We start from the raw sequence: 15,920 nt of genomic DNA on the forward strand, positions 1-15,920 counted from the left end.
GCTCCTCGCTCGGTTGATGCAAGGGGTTACCCCCCTCTGTCACTGCGTGACATCTCCCCCACACGGGGGGAGAGTGGAGCCAGCCTGCCAGCCCCACGATAATCTGAGCGCTTGAAGGGAAGCGAGCGGTCAACGACGCGCCGCTCTCCCCCCTTGTGGGGGAGATGCCCGGCAGGGCAGAGGGGGGTGTGCACGGCAAGACTTCCATCCGATCACCGCCCCAGATAGTTCTCGATGACCTTCTGGTCGTTCGAGACGAAATCGATCGAGCCCTCGGCGAGAACGGATCCTTCCGCCAGACACGTCACCTTGACGCCAAGGTCGCGGATGAAGCCCATGTCGTGTTCGACGACGACGACGGAGCGGGTCTTGGCGATTTCTTTCAGCAGAATGGCCGTCTCCGCCGTCTCGGCATCGGTCATTCCGGCCACGGGCTCGTCGACCAGCAAAAGCTTCGGTTCCTGCGCCAAAAGCATGCCGATCTCCAGCCATTGCTTCTGTCCATGCGAGAGATTGGCGGCGAGCTCGTCCTTGCGATGGGTCAGCCGCACCGTTTCCAGGATCTCCTCAATGCGCGCTTTGTCCTCGGCCGTCAGCCGATAAAAGAGCGTAGCGAACACGCCGCGCTTGCGGTTGAGCGCCAGTTCCAGATTGTCCCAGACCGTATGGCTTTCGAACACCGTCGGCTTCTGGAACTTGCGACCGATCCCGAGCTGGGCGATCTCGGCTTCATCGCGCTTGGTGAGATCCACCTTGCCGCCATCGAAGAAGACTTCGCCCTCGTCGGGCCGCGTCTTGCCGGTGATGATGTCCATCATCGTCGTCTTGCCGGCGCCGTTCGGGCCGATGATCGCGCGAAGTTCACCAGGCTCGACGATGAAGGACAGCGAATTCAGCGCCTTGAAGCCATCGAAAGAAACGGAGACACCGTTGAGATAGAGCAGGCTGGACGTGGTTTTGTCGCTCATCGCATCACTCCGCAGCCACAGGGGCCGATTGGGGTTTCACGTCGGTATTGGCCGCATCCTTGTCCGCGGCATTGCGGAACTCCTTGCGCCGGGCCAGAAACTGCTGGACCGTGCCCACGATCCCCTTGGGCAGGAAGAGCGTGACGCAGATGAAGAGCGCGCCCAGTGCGAACAGCCAGAGATCGGGGAAGGCACCGGTAAAGTAGCTCTTGCCGACATTGACGAGGATGGCGCCGATGATCGGCCCGATCAGCGTGCCGCGACCGCCGACCGCCGTCCAGACGACAACTTCGATGGAGTTTGCCGGCGCAAATTCACCCGGGTTGATGATGCCGACCTGCGGCACGAAGAGCGCTCCGGCAATGCCGGCCATCATCGCGGAGACGACGAAGGTGAAGAGCTTGATGTTCTCGACCCGGTAACCCAGGAAGCGCACGCGGCTTTCCGCGTCCCGCACGCCGACCAGCACCTTGCCGAACTTCGAGCGGGTGATCCCGGAGGCAATCACGAGGCAGAGCGCCAGGAAGATCGCCGAAAGCGCAAAGAGCACGGCGCGTGTGCCATCCGCCTGGACGGAGAAGCCGAGGATCTCCTTGTAGTCGGTGAGGCCGTTATTACCGCCGAAGCCCATGTCGTTGCGGAAGAAGGCGAGCATCAGCGCATAGGTCATCGCCTGGGTGATGATCGAGAGATAAACTCCGTTGACACGGGAGCGGAAGGCGAACCAGCCGAAGACGAAGGCAAGCAGGCCGGGCACGAAAAGGACCATGGCCATGGCGACCGGGAACATGTCCATCCCATGCCAGAACCACGGCAGCTCCTTCCAGTTCAGGAAGACCATGAAGTCCGGCAGGATGGGATCGCCATAGACGCCGCGAGAGCCGATCTGGCGCATCAGATACATGCCCATCGCATAGCCGCCGAGCGCGAAGAAGGCGCCATGGCCGAGCGAGAGGATGCCGCAGTAACCCCAGACAAGATCGAGCGCGAGCGCCAGGAGCGCGTAGCAGAGATATTTGCCGAGCAGCGACATGATATAGGTCGGCACATGCAGCGGGCTGTCCGGCGGCATCAGCAGGTTGAGCGCCGGAATGAGCATTGCGAAGGCGAGGAGGATGCCGGCAGCAATCAGGATCTTGCCTTCGAGTGCACGTAGGATGAAGCCGGTAATCATGCTTCCACCGCCCTTCCCTTGAGCGCGAAGAGCCCGCGCGGACGTTTCTGGATGAAGAGGATGATCAGCACGAGCACGAGGATCTTGCCGAGCACAGCGCCGACCGAGGGTTCGAGGAACTTGTTGAGGATGCCGAGCGACAAGGCGCCGACCAGCGTGCCCCAGAGATTGCCGACACCGCCGAAGACCACGACCATGAAACTGTCGATGATGTAGGACTGGCCGAGGTTCGGACTGACATTGTCGATCTGGCTGAGCGCCACGCCGGCGATGCCGGCAATGCCCGAGCCGAGCGCGAAGGTGAAGGCATCGACCCAGGGAGTGCGAATGCCCATGGACGAGGCCATCCGACGGTTCTGCGTGACCGCGCGCATCTGCAGGCCGAAGGCGGAGCGCTTCATCAGAGCCAGCAACGCAAAGAAGATGGTGAGCGAGAAGAGCACGATCCACATGCGGTTCCAGGTGATCGTCATGCCACCCAGCGCAAAGGAGCCGGACATCCAGGAGGGATTGCCGACTTCCTGGTTGGTCGGGCCGAAGATGGTGCGCACGGTCTGCTGCAGGATGAGCGAAATGCCCCAGGTCGCAAGCAGGGTTTCAAGCGGCCGGCCATAAAGGAAACGGATGACGCCGCGCTCAATGACGAGGCCGATCAGCGCCGTCATCAGAAACGCAACGGGCAATGCAATCGCCAGCGACCAATCGAACAGTCCGGGATAGCTGGTGCGGATCACCTGCTGCACCACGAAGGTGGAATAGGCACCGATCATCACCATCTCGCCATGCGCCATGTTGATGATGCCCATGACACCGAAGGTGATGGCCAGCCCGATGGCCGCAAGCAGCAGCACCGAGCCGAGCGAGATGCCGTACCAGACATTCTCGGCGGCATCCCAGAGCATCAGCTGGCTTTCCAGGCCGGCGATGGCTGAGTCGAGATCGGGCCTCAGGCTCTCGTCGATGCTCGATGACACCGACATCAAGATGCCGACCGCTTCCCGGCCGCCCAACGAGGCAACGGTTTCGATCGCCGCGCGCTTTTCATCCGCCGACCGGTCAGATGCAAGCACCGAAACGGCGCGAGCCTCCTCCATGCGCGCCTTGACCTCCGAGTCCTGCTCGGTGGCAAGTGCCGCCTCGACGAGATCGAGATTTTCGGCACTGGGCGACTGAAGCACCGCCTGCGCCGCAGCAAGCCGCACGCTCCGGTCCGGGCTGAGCAGCGTCAGCCCGCCAAGCGCAGAGCGGATCGCGCGGCGGAGATTGTTGTTGACCTTGATCTTGGTGAAGGCGCCCTTCGGCTCTTCGCCGACCGTCTCGCCCGTTAGCGGATCGATGGCCGCGAGGTTCTTGCCGGCAGCCTTGGTGATGAAGACGGCGCCATCGGATTTGCGGGCATAGAGGTCGCCCTCGGCAAAGGCTTCGAGCGCCGGCACAATCCTGGGATCGCCGGTGGCGGCGATCTGGCCGATCAGCTCTTCGGCCTGCTTGAAATTTGCGTCTCCAAGCGCGTTCAGGAGCGCGCGCGGGTCGCTCTGCGCCATCGAGTGGGCGGCGACGGAGAGGAAAAGAAAGGCGAGTGTGATGAAACGAATAAGCATTCTGTTTTCCCCGGGTTGGCGGGGCGGCAGAGCTCTTGAGCCCCTCATCCGCCTGCCGGCACCTTCTCCCCGCAAACGGGGAGAAGGAGTGTTCCGATGTCGGCGTTCCGCGAACACCCTCCCCTTGAGGGGGAGGGTCGAACCGAAGGTTCGGAGTGGGGTGACTCTGTGCACGAGATCACCCCCACCCATCGCTTACGCGATGACCTCCCCCCTCAAGGGGGAGGTGGAGGAAAGCCGATCAGCTGCCCTTGCCGCCGCACTTGCCGGTGGCGACGTTGAAGTTGCCGCATTCCATCGGCTTGCGCCAATCGGCGATCAGGTCCTTGGAGTCGGGCAGGTAATCGGACCACTCGTCACCGACGACGGCAGGCGTCTCCTGGACGACTTCGAACTGGCCATCGGCCTGGATTTCGCCGATCAGAACAGGCTTGGTGATGTGGTGGTTCGGCATGACGGTGGAGTAGCCGCCGGTCAGGTTCGGAACGGCAACGCCGATGATCGAGTCGAGAACGGCATCGGTGTCGGTCGTGCCGGCGGCTTCGACGGCCTTAACCCAGGCATTGAAGCCGATATAGGCAGCTTCCATCGGGTCGTTGGTCACGCGCTTGTCGTTCTTGGTGAAGGCGTGCCAGGTTTGGATGAATTCGGCATTGGCCGGGGTGTCGACGGACTGGAAGTAGTTCCAGGCTGCGAGGTGACCGACGAGCGGGGCCGTGTCGAGACCGGCAAGTTCTTCTTCACCGACGGAGAAGGCGACGACCGGAATGTCTTCGGCCTTGATGCCCTGGTTGCCGAGCTCCTTGTAGAACGGGACGTTGGCGTCACCGTTGATGGTCGAGACGACGGCCGTCTTCTTGCCGGCCGAACCGAACTTCTTGATGTCGGAGACGATGGTCTGCCAGTCGGAATGACCGAACGGCGTGTAGTTGATCATGATGTCTTCTTCGGCAACGCCCTTCGACATCAGATAGGCCTTGAGGATCTTGTTGGTCGTTTGCGGATAGACGTAGTCGGTACCGGCCAGAACCCAACGCTCGACGCCTTCGTTTTCGGCGAGGTAATCAACGGCCGGGATGGCCTGCTGGTTCGGAGCAGCACCCGTGTAGAAGATGTTGCGCGAGGACTCTTCACCCTCGTACTGGACCGGGTAGAAGAGGATCGAGTTCAGCTCTTCGAAGACCGGCAGAACGGACTTGCGCGAAGACGAGGTCCAGCAACCGAAGACGGCCGCAACCTTGTCCTTTTCGATCAGTTCGCGGGCCTTTTCGGCAAACAGCGGCCAGTCGGAAGCCGGGTCGACGACAACGGCTTCGAGCTTCTTGCCGAGAACGCCACCCTTCTTGTTCTGCTCTTCGACGAGCATCAGCATGGCGTCCTTCAGCGTCGTTTCCGAGATCGCCATCGTGCCGGACAGCGAATGCAGGACGCCGATCTTGATCGTGTCTTCCTGCGCGAACGCGCCGTGGAAGGCGGTCGTCGACAGCATGGCGCCAAGCAGCGCGCCGGTGAGTTTCATCTTCATGGACATTGTCGTGATCCCCTCTTCTTGGTCGCAACCGGTCGGTTAATGAGTGTTAACCGTTGCTGATGGGGACTATCCGATGCTGCGGCGCAAAACCGTATACGTCGTTTGACGTAGGTCATGGGGCAAAACGCGGAACGCAGGCCCCTGCATGCCCTCTGGTGAGGATCCATCACTTCACGACGATACGAAGCCGGCTTGTGAGCGACGGTGCACCCACACTATATAAGGAAGATAGATAAAGGAAAAACGATGCATCTCCCACCCCGCCGCAACGCCTTGAAAGAGGCCACAGCGAGCGCCCACGAGGCGCTGGACACGCTGGTCGGCAGCTTTGCGACCGTTGCGGATTACCGGCGCTACCTCGCCGGCATGGCAGCCTTTCGCCTGCCCGTCGAAGACTGGCTCTCCGGCACGCGCCTGCCCTCAGCCTTTCAGGATTGGCAGCCGGGCCTTGTGCGCGACGAACTGAAGGCAGACCTTGCAGATCTCGACGCGCCCGAACCGTCCATGGATCACCCCTTCACCCCCCCCGAAGGCGAAGGCGTCGTGGGCCTGCTTTATGTGCTGGAAGGCTCGTCTCTTGGCGCCCGTGTTCTGGCAAAGCGCGCCGAAGCGCTTGGTTTTTCAGCCGATTTTGGCGCTCGACATATTTTTTCGCAAGCTCGGAACTTTTCGAACTGGCGCGCGTTTTCCGACCGTATGGAGAACGTGCGTGGATACGACGACCGAGCCGCTGCGCGGTGGGCAAACACCGCTTTCGACTATGCCCGCAATGCTTTCGAAAGCGCCTTGAATGCAGACCGCACCGTCCGTTGATCTGACCAATTGTGATCGCGAACCCATCCATATCCCAGGCTCCATCCAGCCCCATGGATGTCTCCTCGCCTGCGATCCCGCTGTAACCTCCGTCCGATTTTTCTCCGCCAACGCGCCCGAAATGCTGGGAGCTCCTGATATTGCGCAGGGAAGCTACGTCACCGAGTTCCTCGGCGACGACGTGATCCACGATATCCGCAATGCCATTGCCGCGGCCCCCGAAGCCAACCGGGCAGCCGTGATTGCGCATCTTCGGCTACCGAATGGAAAATACTTCGACGTTGCCGTGCACCGTCAGAAGCAGGGCGCGATCATCGAGTTCGAACCATCGCTCCGCCGCACCCAGCCCCTTCAGCTGGCGCGCGAGATGATCGGCCGGATCAAGGACATCAACGATGTCGACCTCCTGATCTCCGCCTCCGCCAAACTCGTGCGCACCGTGCTCGGCTACGATCGAGTGATGATCTACCGCTTCGAGGAAGATGGATCAGGCCGGGTTGCAAGCGAAGCCAAGCGGGAGGATCTGGAAAGCTTCCTTGGCCAGTATTTTCCGGCCACCGACATTCCGCAGCAGGCCCGCATCCTCTACATGCAGAACCCGATCCGGGTGATTTCGGATGCCCGCGGCCTGCGCGTGAACCTGGAGCCGGAACTCGTAGAGCGCGAGTCCCCCCTCGACCTCTCTTTCGCCCATCTGCGCAGCGTTTCTCCGATCCACTGCGAGTATCTGCGCAACATGGGGGTGTCTGCCTCCATGTCCATTTCACTCATCCTCGATAATCGCCTCTGGGGCCTGATCGCCTGCCATCATTACGCACCGAAGACGCTGACGATGTCCGAGCGCATCGCCGCCGAAATGTTCGGCGAGTTCTTCTCGCTCCATCTTCTGGCGCTGAAACAGAAGCGCAAGCTAGATGTCGCCAACGAAGCTCGCCGGTCCCTCGATCGCTTCTTGCAGGCGGCCTCGCTGCACACCGATCTCGATGACATTCTGACGGCAGCCCTGCCCGAGTTTCAGGCGCTTTTTGCCTGCGACGGCGTCGGTCTCTGGATCAACGGTCGCTGGACATCGATCGGCAGCACGCCGCCAAAAGGCGCCGAAGACGAGCTGATCCGTTTCATCTCGAGCGTCGCAGACGGCCGCATCTGGTCCACCAAGCGACTTTCTGAGGACTATCCGCCCGCCTCTGCCTATTTCGAGAACGTATCCGGCGTCATGGCGGTGCCGCTGTCGCAGCTACCGCGCGACTATCTCTTCTTCTTCCGCAAGGAACGCCTGCAGACCCTCGATTGGGCGGGCAATCCCGAAAAGACCTACGAGACGGGTCCGCTCGGTGACCGCCTGACGCCGCGCAAGAGTTTCGCGCTCTGGAAGGAAACGGTTCAGCGCCAGGCCACCCCGTGGCGGGATTCCGATTTCGAGATCGCGGAAGCCATTCGCTCGGCGACCGTCGAGATCGTCTTGCGCCACAATGAGCTGATGCAGGAGGAACGCAGCAAGTCGGACGTTCGCCAGCGCATGCTGAACGAAGAGCTGAACCACCGCGTGAAGAACATTCTCGCGGTGATCAAATCGCTGATCGCGGCTCCCTCGCAGGACCAGATCCCGATCGAAACCTATATCGGCTCGCTGCGCGGGCGCGTTCAGGCTCTCTCCCACGCCCATGACCAACTCACCCGCGGCGGCGGCGGCGGCAAGCTTCATGATCTTCTCGAAGCAGAGCTTCTGCCGTATCGCGCAAGCCAAAGCAGCATCGAGATCCATGGCGCACCGGTGACGCTCGATGCCCGCGCCCATGCGGTGGCGGCCCTCGTCATTCACGAACTTTGCACGAATGCCGCCAAATATGGCGCCCTGTCGCGCGACGGCGGCTCATTGAATGTCGCCTGGGAAGAGGTCGATGATGGCGATTGCATCCTGCGCTGGCGCGAAAGCGGCGGCCCGGTTGTCGGTCCGGTTGGCCGCAAGGGATTCGGCACGGCGCTGATCGAACGCAGCATTCCCTACGACCTCGGCGGAACGAGCAATCTCGATTATCGCCCCGATGGCCTCAATGCGGAATTCCGCCTGCCCGGCCGCTTCCTGACCTGGGAAGATGAACCGGCGGCGGTAGAGCCGAGCATCACCGCAGACAACACTCCGGAAGTCACTCCGACAAGCCTTGCCGGCCTGCCGGTCCTTCTCGTCGAGGACCAGGTGCTGATCGCCATGGACGCGGAGATGATGCTCGCCGATGCCGGCATGGACAATGTCGTCACTGCAAGTTCCAGCACCGATGCCCTAAACCGGCTGAAGACCTTCACGCCCTCGATCGCCATCCTCGACATCAATCTGGGACGGGACACCTCGGTCCCCGTGGCCGAGGAACTTCTGCGGCGCGGCATCCCCTTCGTTTTCGCCACAGGCTATGATGATCGGTCAGTCGTTCCGGATGAATTGCTCTCGATCCCGGTCGTCCGGAAGCCCTACGATTCCAATGCGCTGATGAAGGCACTCTCCGATCGTCTGACGGCATCGACCGCAGCTCAATAAGATTGATGGAGCTCTCACAACCCTTGGATATCGGGGGTTGTGTCGGCTGCACAAAGTCTCTACGTTCCCTTTATGTTCTGGCGCAGGAGGGAAGCGTGGAGGCTTTGGAGCGATTTATCGTCGAAGCGAAGGCGGTCAGTTATGTCGGCGGCCAGCCTTCGGTCGCAGCGCTCACCCGTCGCGGCGCGCATGACATCACTTATCAGCGCGGTGCCTTTTCTTATCTCGACAGCTATTTTGGCGGGACAGACTTTCTGGGTCAGGAAGTCGTCTGGAAAAACGAAACACCGATCTGGGCTATGAACTACTACGGCCGCATCCTGGACCCGGAGCGCTTCGACGGCGAAAGGGCGGGCACCGTGAGCAAGCAGGCGCTGAGCGCCCTTTACCAGGAGAAGCGTTTCCTCGGCGGCTTCAGCTATCAGCATCCCCTCGGCGAATATGTCGATCAGTCGGTTGGCGACTGCGGCAGTTTCCACGGTGTCGAACGCATCTTTGTCGACGGTCGCGTCGTCTACCAGCTCGACTACCAGGGTGGCCTGATCAAGCCGTGACGGCCCTTGCTATTCTCGACAATCCCGTGAAAATGCCTAAAGGAAAGTCACTCGAGAAGAACCGCTAGATTTTAGGCATGCCGGCACGCCAACGCATCATTCCCGTCCGCCGCGAATACAATCGCTGGGTCGCCAACCAGACGCTGGAAGACTATGCGCTGCGTTTCACCGCCAAGAGCGCCCGGAAATTCTCGTCGAGCCGGATCTCGCAGACCGCGATCGGCGCGATATCCTTCCTGGCACTCGAGGCGATCGGCGGCACGATCACCATCGCCTACGGCACCACCAACGCCTTTTTCGCGATCATTGTCGCCGCCATCCTGATGCTGCTCGTCGGCGTGCCGATCAGCAGATATGCCATCCGTCACGGGGTCGATATCGACCTTCTGACCCGCGGCGCAGGCTTCGGCTATATCGGCTCGACGATCACCTCGCTCATCTACGCCGCCTTCACCTTCATGCTCTTTGCCATCGAAGCTTCGATCATGACCAAGGCGCTGGAGCTCGCCTTCGGCATACCGCTCTGGCTCGGCTACATCATTTCGGCTGTCGTCGTCCTGCCGCTGGTGACCTATGGCATCCGGATGATCTCGAAATTCCAGCTGCTGACCCAGCCCTTCTGGATCGTGCTGAATATTCTGCCGTTCGTCTTCATCGCCTTTCTCGACTGGGAGAAAATCGACCTCTGGCGCGCCTTCGCCGGCATCAACCATTCCAATGCCCATCTTGGTCAGGCCGCCCCCTTCGACCTCCTGGAATTCGGCGCCGCCTCCGCCGTCATACTGGCGCTGATGCCGCAGATTGGCGAGCAGGTCGACTTCCTGCGCTTCCTGCCGCCGGAGGGTGCGCGCAAGCTGCATCACCGCATCGCCATCTTCCTCGCCGGTTCCGGCTGGGTCGTGCTTGGCGTGCCGAAGCTGCTCGCCGGCTCCTTTCTTGCCGTCCTGACGCTCTCCACCGGCGTGCCGATCAGCGAAGCCGCCGATCCTGCGCACATGTATGTCGCAGCCTTCGGCTACATGCTGCCGAACGAGACCGCCGCCATGCTGCTGATGGCCGGCTTCGTGGTGATCTCACAGCTCAAGATCAACGTGATGAATGCCTATGCGGGCTCGCTCGCCTGGTCGAACTTCTTCTCGCGCCTGACCCACAGCCATCCCGGCCGCGTCGTCTGGCTGGTCTTCAACGTCGCCATCGCCCTGCTGCTGATGGAGCTCGGCATCTATGGCCTGCTCGAAGAGACGCTCGGCATCTTTTCGATCATCGCCATGAGCTGGCTTTGCGCCATCTCCGCCGATCTCTTCGTCAACAAGAAACTCGGCCTTTCGCCCCCCGGCATCGAGTTCAAGCGCGCCCATCTCTACGACGTCAATCCCGTCGGCTGCGGCACCATGGCGCTCTCGGCGGGCCTCGCGCTCGCCGCCCATTTCGGCGCATTCGGCGACCTCATGGCGTCGCTCTCGACCTATGTGACGCTGGTCGCCTTCCTGATCTCGCCGCTCATCGCCTGGTGGACGGAAGGCAAGTTCTATCTGGCCCGCAAACCCCGCTACAGCTGGAAGAACCAGACCGGCATCACCTGCTCGATCTGCGAACATCCTTTCGAGCCGGAGGACATGGCCTGGTGCCCGGCCTACGCAGCCCCGATCTGCTCGCTGTGCTGCACGCTCGATAGCCGCTGCCACGACATGTGCAAGCCGCATGCGAAGATCAACGCTCAGGCCGCAACCGTCGCCAGGACATTATTGCCTGAAGCCGTGATCGAGACCTTCTCCACACGCCTTGGCCGCTATGCCGTGACCGCCATGATGTCGATCTCTCTGATCGGCGTCATCCTCGCGGTCATCGCCCATCAGGTGAATGCCGCCACGCCCGCCATGACCGATGTGGTGAACCGCACGGTGACGGTCGTCTTCTTCATCTTCGCGATCATCGCCGGCATCGTCTCCTGGTTCTACGTGCTCGCCCATGACAGCCGCGTCGTGGCCGAAGAGGAATCCTCGCGCCAGAACACGCTGCTGCTCAAGGAAATCGCCGCCCACCGCAAGACGGACGCCGCCCTGCAGAATGCCAAGGAAACGGCGGAGGCCGCAAACCGCGCCAAGAGCCGCTATGTCGTCGGCCTCTCCCATGAACTCAGGACACCGCTGAATGCCGTGCTCGGCTATGCCCAGATCCTTGAGCGGGACGACACGATCCCCGTGCCCCGGCAATCGGCGATCAAGGTCATTCGGCGCTCTGCCGATCACCTCTCCGGCCTGATCGACGGCCTTCTGGATATCTCCAAGATCGAAGCCGGTCGATTGCAGGTCTTCTCGAACGAGGTCAACATCCAGGACTTCCTCGACCAGCTGGTCGACATGTTTGCCCCGCAGGCAGCCGCCAAAGGCATTCTGTTCGAGCACCAGCGCTCGCGAAACCTGCCGCTCTATGTCCGCACCGACGAGCGCCGCCTGCGCCAGATCCTGGTCAACCTGCTCTCCAACGCCATCAAGTTCACCGATGAAGGAACGATCCGCTTCGACGTCGACTATCGCAGCCAGGTTGCGACCTTCACGGTGAGCGACAGCGGGCGCGGCATTTCGGAGAAGGACCTGAACCGGATCTACGAGCCCTTCCAGCGCGGCGAGGCCGACAATGTGCGCCCCATGCCGGGCCTGGGGCTCGGGCTCACGATCACCAAGCTTCTGACCAACACGCTCGGCGGCGAGATCTCCGTCACCAGCGAACGCGACAAGGGCTCGACCTTCAAGGTCCGGCTGATGCTGTCTGCGATCGACCGGCCGAACACCGCACCCGCCCCCGAACGCAAGATCGTCTCCTATACCGGTCCCCGCCGCACCATCGTGGTGGTGGATGACAACGAGGATCATCGCGAACTGATGCGGGAGGTGCTGGCGCCACTCGACTTCGTGGTTCTGACCGCCGCAGGCGGCCCGGAATGTCTGACGCTGATCGAGGGCGTAAAGGCCGACCTTTTTCTGGTCGACATTTCCATGCCAGGCATGAACGGCTGGCAGCTCGTGGAAAAGCTGCGCGATGCAGGCCAGAAGGCCCCGATCCTGATGCTTTCGGCCAATGTCGGCGATGCTCCGGCCCCGGGAGGCGAAGGCCATGACGACGCGATCGCGAAGCCCGTCGACATCACCCGCCTGCGCGACAAGCTCGCCCGCTTCCTCGGCCTCGACTGGATCTATGCCGACGATCCGCGTCTGCTGCAACCGACCATCCTGCCCAACAAACCTGTATCGCCAGGACCGAGCCATATCGAGGAGTTGATCAGCCTCTGCGATATCGGTTATGTCCGCGGCATCGAGGCAAAACTCGCCGAGCTCGGCGCGCTGGGAGATAACAGGGCCTTCGTCGACGCGGCGCGGGCCTATGTGCAGGCCTTCGATCTGGCGGGCCTGCGCAGCTTCCTGACCTCCTTCGAAACCGGCAGGGAGCCGATCCATGGCTGAGGCGAGCCGCCGCGATATCGTGCTTCTGGTGGACGACAGTCCCGATGCGCTGGGTTTCCTGACGGAGACCTTGGAAGCCTCCGGCTATTCGGTCCTGATTGCCACATCCGGACACGGGGCGCTTTCGATCGTCGCCCGCATCAGCCCCGACCTTATCCTGCTCGATGCCGTCATGCCCGGCATGGACGGCTTCGAAACCTGCCGGTCGCTGAAAGCGGATCCGGTCGTGGCCCAGGTCCCCGTGATCTTCATGACCGGGCTGACCGAGACGGAACATGTGGTAAAGGCGCTTGAGTCAGGTGGCGTCGACTACCTCACCAAGCCGATCAACATCGATGAGCTGCGCGCCCGCATCCGCGTCCATCTGTCGAACGCCCGTTCGGCCCAAAGCGCGCGCGTGGCTCTCGATGCCGCCGGCCGGCATCTGCTGGCCATCCGCGGCGACGGACAGGTCCACTGGACGACCCCGCAGGCCAACCGACTGATCGAGACGGCGACCGGCCATGCCGAGGGCATCGGCGACGTCGCCAGGGCCGCCGCCAACTGGCTTCAGGCCCGCCGCGCCGGCACGTCGGGGCACTCGGACTCGAGCTTCCCCTTCCCCGGCGCCACCGGCCTTCCCCTCACCCTCTCCTTGCTCGGCACGATCGGGGCCGACGAATACCTCTTCCGCCTCACCTCCGCGAACCGCCAGAGCGAAGACGAGATGCTGCGGGAGCGCTTCGGCCTCACGCATCGCGAAAGCGAAGTCCTGCTCTGGATCGCCAAGGGCAAGGCAAACCGCGACATTGGCGAGATCCTCGGGCTATCCGCCCGCACGGTGAACAAGCATCTCGAGCAGATCTACGCCAAGCTCGGCGTCGAAAACCGCGCCTCGGCCGCCGTCAAGGCAGCGGATGTGCTGCGCGAGACCTGAGCACATCGGCTCGGCTAGTCAGCGGTGAGCTGCAGCGCAGCTGGCACCGCTGACGCCGCCGGCTGGGGCCTCGCCTGCGCGAGCGAAACACCACCCCCCTGTCCCCCATAGCTAGGACAAGATCATGGACAATTTCGTCATCGTCACCGGTTGCTCCGGCGGCGGCAAATCAACGCTCCTGCAGGCCCTGCATGCACGCGGCTTTGCGACGGTCGAAGAGCCCGGACGGCGCATTGTCCGGCATCAGCAGGCGGTCGGCGGCAGGGCACTGCCTTGGATCGATCTGAAGGCATTCGCCGAAGAAGCGATCCGCCTTGGCCAAGAGGATCGAAATCGCATGGCGGGCCACGATGGCTGGGTCTTCTTTGATCGGAGCCTCGTTGACGCGGCCTCTGCCCTGGCATCCGCGACCGGGAATACCGCGGCAATCGAGGCGCTGCAGAAGGACGCGCGGTATCACCGCCGCGTCTTCGCCGTCCCGCCATGGCCCGAGATCTTCGCAAAGGACGACGAGCGCCAGCACGACTTTACAGCCGCTGTTGAGGAATACCACAGGCTCGCCACCCACTATGCGGAGCTAGGCTACGAGTGGACGGTCATTCCGAAAGCACCGCTCGCCCAACGCGCCGACTTCGTTCTTCGGGCTTTGCCGCACTGAAGCTCAGAAACGCAGAAAGCCCGGCGCGGGGCCGGGCTTTCCGTCGGTCCGATGAAGGATCGAATTAGTCCTGGAAGTACGAGTACTTGCCGTCCTCGCCCTTCTTCCAGGTGTACATGACGTAGTCCGGACGGGTGATGTCACCCTTGGCGTCGAAGGACAGTTCGCCGATAACGGTCGTGAACGGGCCCTTTTCCTTCAGAGCCGTTGCAACGGCTTCCGGATCGGTCGAGCTGGCAGCCTTGGCAGCGTCAGCGATGACCTGGAGAGCTGCATAGGAGTACAGCGTGTAGGCTTCCGGTTCGAAGCCGGCGTCGCGGAACTTCTTGACGGCGTCAGCAGCGTTCGGGTTCTTGCGCGGGTCCGGCGGGAAGGTCATCAGCGTGCCGTCAACTGCGTCACCGGCGATCGAAGCGAGTTCGTTCGAGGTGATGCCGTCGCCGGACATCAGGGTTGCGTCGAGGCCCTGCGAAGCCATCTGGCGCATGATGAGGCCAGCTTCGGTGTGCAGACCGCCGAAGTAGACGATCGATACGCCAGCTTCCTTCATCTTGGCGATCAGAGCCGAGTAGTCCTTTTCGCCGGCGGTGATGCCTTCGTAGATGACTTCGGTCACGCCGAGTTCGTTCATTGCCTTCTTGGTTTCGTCGGCAAGCCCCTGGCCGTAAGGCGTCTTGTCGTGAACGACGGCAACCTTGGCGTCCTTGAAGTTGTCGGCGATGTACTTGCCGGCAACCGCACCCTGCTGGTCGTCACGACCGCAAACGCGGAAGGTGTTCCACAGGCCGCGCTCGGTGTAGTTCGGGTTCGTCGAAGCAGGCGTGATCTGCAGGATGCCGTTTTCGGCATAGACTTCCGAAGCCGGGATCGAAACGCCGGAGTTGAAGTGGCCGATAACGTACTGGACGCCGTCAGCTACGAACTTGTTGGCGACCGAAACGCCCTGCTTGGCGTCCGAGACGTCGTCGCCGAGAACGATCTTGATCTGCTCGCCGTTGATGCCGCCGGCGGCGTTGATGTCGGCAGCAGCCTGCTCGGCACCCTTCTGGAGCTGTGCGCCGAATGCGGCGTTCGGACCCGTGAGCGGGCCGGCAACGCCGACGAGGATTTCGGCGTAAGCGTTGCCGCTGAAGGCGACCATGGCCGTCAGCGCAACTGCCGAAAGGAGAGACTTCTTCATATTGTTACTCCCAAGTTTTTTGTGCGGGTTTAGGATAAAAACCCTGCGCAATACCCGCTGTGACTGCGCCGGAAAACTGTTCCACTCTTTGTATGTGGCCGAAGCCTTGTTTTTTACCAAGCCGCAGCCCTCTGTCGCCAATCTGCGACAGAAAACAACGGCTTGTCAATCTTTGTTCTTCCACGAGAAATACGAAGTTCTCTCGTAGAGCCAGTAGTAGTTGTCGACCATCTGCGTGGTGCGGCGCGCCTGGAAACCAGCCACGGCAAACACCAGCAGAAGCACCAGGTCGATGACGTAATAGAAGGGGCTCAGGAACGGTCCGGCAAACAGCGAGAAGTGCAGGAACCGCATCGCAAAACCCAGTCCGAGCACATAGACGAAGACCGTGCCATAGCCGTTCCACCCGTCAGCCGCGGCCTTGCCCGTGCGCCAGGCGGTCCAGAAGCCGAGGAGCAGAACGAGGAAACGCAGCACGAGACGGACGGTCGTGTCGCTTTCGAAAAACAAACCTTGCATGTCAATTACTCC

General features: G+C 61.9%; 11 protein-coding genes and 2 pseudogenes. 7 read left to right on the forward strand and 6 right to left on the reverse strand.

Annotated elements, in window-relative coordinates:
* Positions 1-212: 212 nt before the first annotated feature.
* The 4 genes from urtD to urtA form a co-directional block, all read right to left on the reverse strand.
* A complete protein-coding gene (urtD, locus tag M1E12_RS12445; protein ID WP_479562016.1) occupies positions 213-968 on the reverse strand; it encodes an urea ABC transporter ATP-binding protein UrtD in 756 nt (251 codons plus the stop codon).
* Positions 969-972: 4 nt separating this feature from the next.
* A complete protein-coding gene (urtC, locus tag M1E12_RS12450; protein WP_479562017.1) occupies positions 973-2,142 on the reverse strand; it encodes an urea ABC transporter permease subunit UrtC in 1,170 nt (389 codons plus the stop codon).
* The gene (gene urtB, locus M1E12_RS12455) at positions 2,139-3,743 is read right to left on the reverse strand and encodes an urea ABC transporter permease subunit UrtB (protein ID WP_479562018.1); all 1,605 of its coding nucleotides are present in this window, start codon (positions 3,741-3,743) and stop codon (positions 2,139-2,141) included. Before urtB ends, urtC begins: the two co-directional genes overlap by 4 nt.
* A gap of 241 nt (positions 3,744-3,984) precedes the next feature.
* The gene (gene urtA, locus M1E12_RS12460; RefSeq protein WP_479562019.1) at positions 3,985-5,274 is read right to left on the reverse strand and encodes an urea ABC transporter substrate-binding protein; all 1,290 of its coding nucleotides are present in this window, start codon (positions 5,272-5,274) and stop codon (positions 3,985-3,987) included.
* A gap of 246 nt (positions 5,275-5,520) precedes the next feature.
* Between urtA and M1E12_RS12465 the strand changes: the two genes are divergently transcribed.
* From M1E12_RS12465 to M1E12_RS12495, 7 genes and pseudogenes are all read left to right on the forward strand, one after another.
* Positions 5,521-6,087 (forward strand): biliverdin-producing heme oxygenase, encoded by a 567-nt coding sequence (locus tag M1E12_RS12465; protein ID WP_479562020.1) that lies wholly within the window; start codon positions 5,521-5,523, stop codon positions 6,085-6,087.
* On the forward strand, positions 6,065-8,620 hold the full coding sequence (locus M1E12_RS12470) for an HWE histidine kinase domain-containing protein (protein WP_479562021.1): 2,556 nt from the start codon (positions 6,065-6,067) through the stop codon (positions 8,618-8,620). The genes M1E12_RS12465 and M1E12_RS12470 overlap by 23 nt, the downstream gene beginning before the upstream one ends.
* 95 nt (positions 8,621-8,715) lie before the next feature.
* Positions 8,716-9,174: a DUF5680 domain-containing protein gene (locus M1E12_RS12475; protein ID WP_479562022.1), complete on the forward strand. Its 459-nt coding sequence runs from the start codon at positions 8,716-8,718 to the stop codon at positions 9,172-9,174.
* 77 nt (positions 9,175-9,251) lie between these two features.
* Complete coding sequence (locus tag M1E12_RS12480; protein ID WP_479562023.1) at positions 9,252-12,635, forward strand: hybrid sensor histidine kinase/response regulator; 3,384 nt, start codon at positions 9,252-9,254, stop codon at positions 12,633-12,635.
* A pseudogene (locus tag M1E12_RS12485) lies at positions 12,628-13,132 on the forward strand (response regulator); the annotation flags it as partial. The gene M1E12_RS12480 and the pseudogene M1E12_RS12485, both read left to right, overlap by 8 nt.
* Positions 13,133-13,263: 131 nt before the next feature.
* A pseudogene (locus M1E12_RS12490) lies at positions 13,264-13,551 on the forward strand (helix-turn-helix domain-containing protein); the annotation flags it as partial.
* Between the two features lie 124 nt (positions 13,552-13,675).
* Positions 13,676-14,209 carry an AAA family ATPase gene (locus M1E12_RS12495; protein ID WP_479562024.1) on the forward strand — a complete coding sequence of 178 codons (534 nt, stop codon included), beginning with the start codon at positions 13,676-13,678 and terminating at the stop codon, positions 14,207-14,209.
* Between the two features lie 64 nt (positions 14,210-14,273).
* Here M1E12_RS12495 and M1E12_RS12500 read toward each other — a convergent pair whose 3' ends face one another.
* Both M1E12_RS12500 and M1E12_RS12505 read right to left on the reverse strand, forming a co-directional pair.
* On the reverse strand, positions 14,274-15,389 hold the full coding sequence (locus tag M1E12_RS12500) for a branched-chain amino acid ABC transporter substrate-binding protein (RefSeq protein WP_113458417.1): 1,116 nt from the start codon (positions 15,387-15,389) through the stop codon (positions 14,274-14,276).
* Between the two features lie 165 nt (positions 15,390-15,554).
* Positions 15,555-15,908, reverse strand: coding sequence for a DUF6867 family protein (locus M1E12_RS12505; protein WP_479562025.1), 354 nt, complete (start codon positions 15,906-15,908; stop codon positions 15,555-15,557).
* Positions 15,909-15,920: the final 12 nt, after the last annotated feature.

The sequence above is a fragment of the Rhizobium sp. K33 genome (assembly GCF_056501445.1).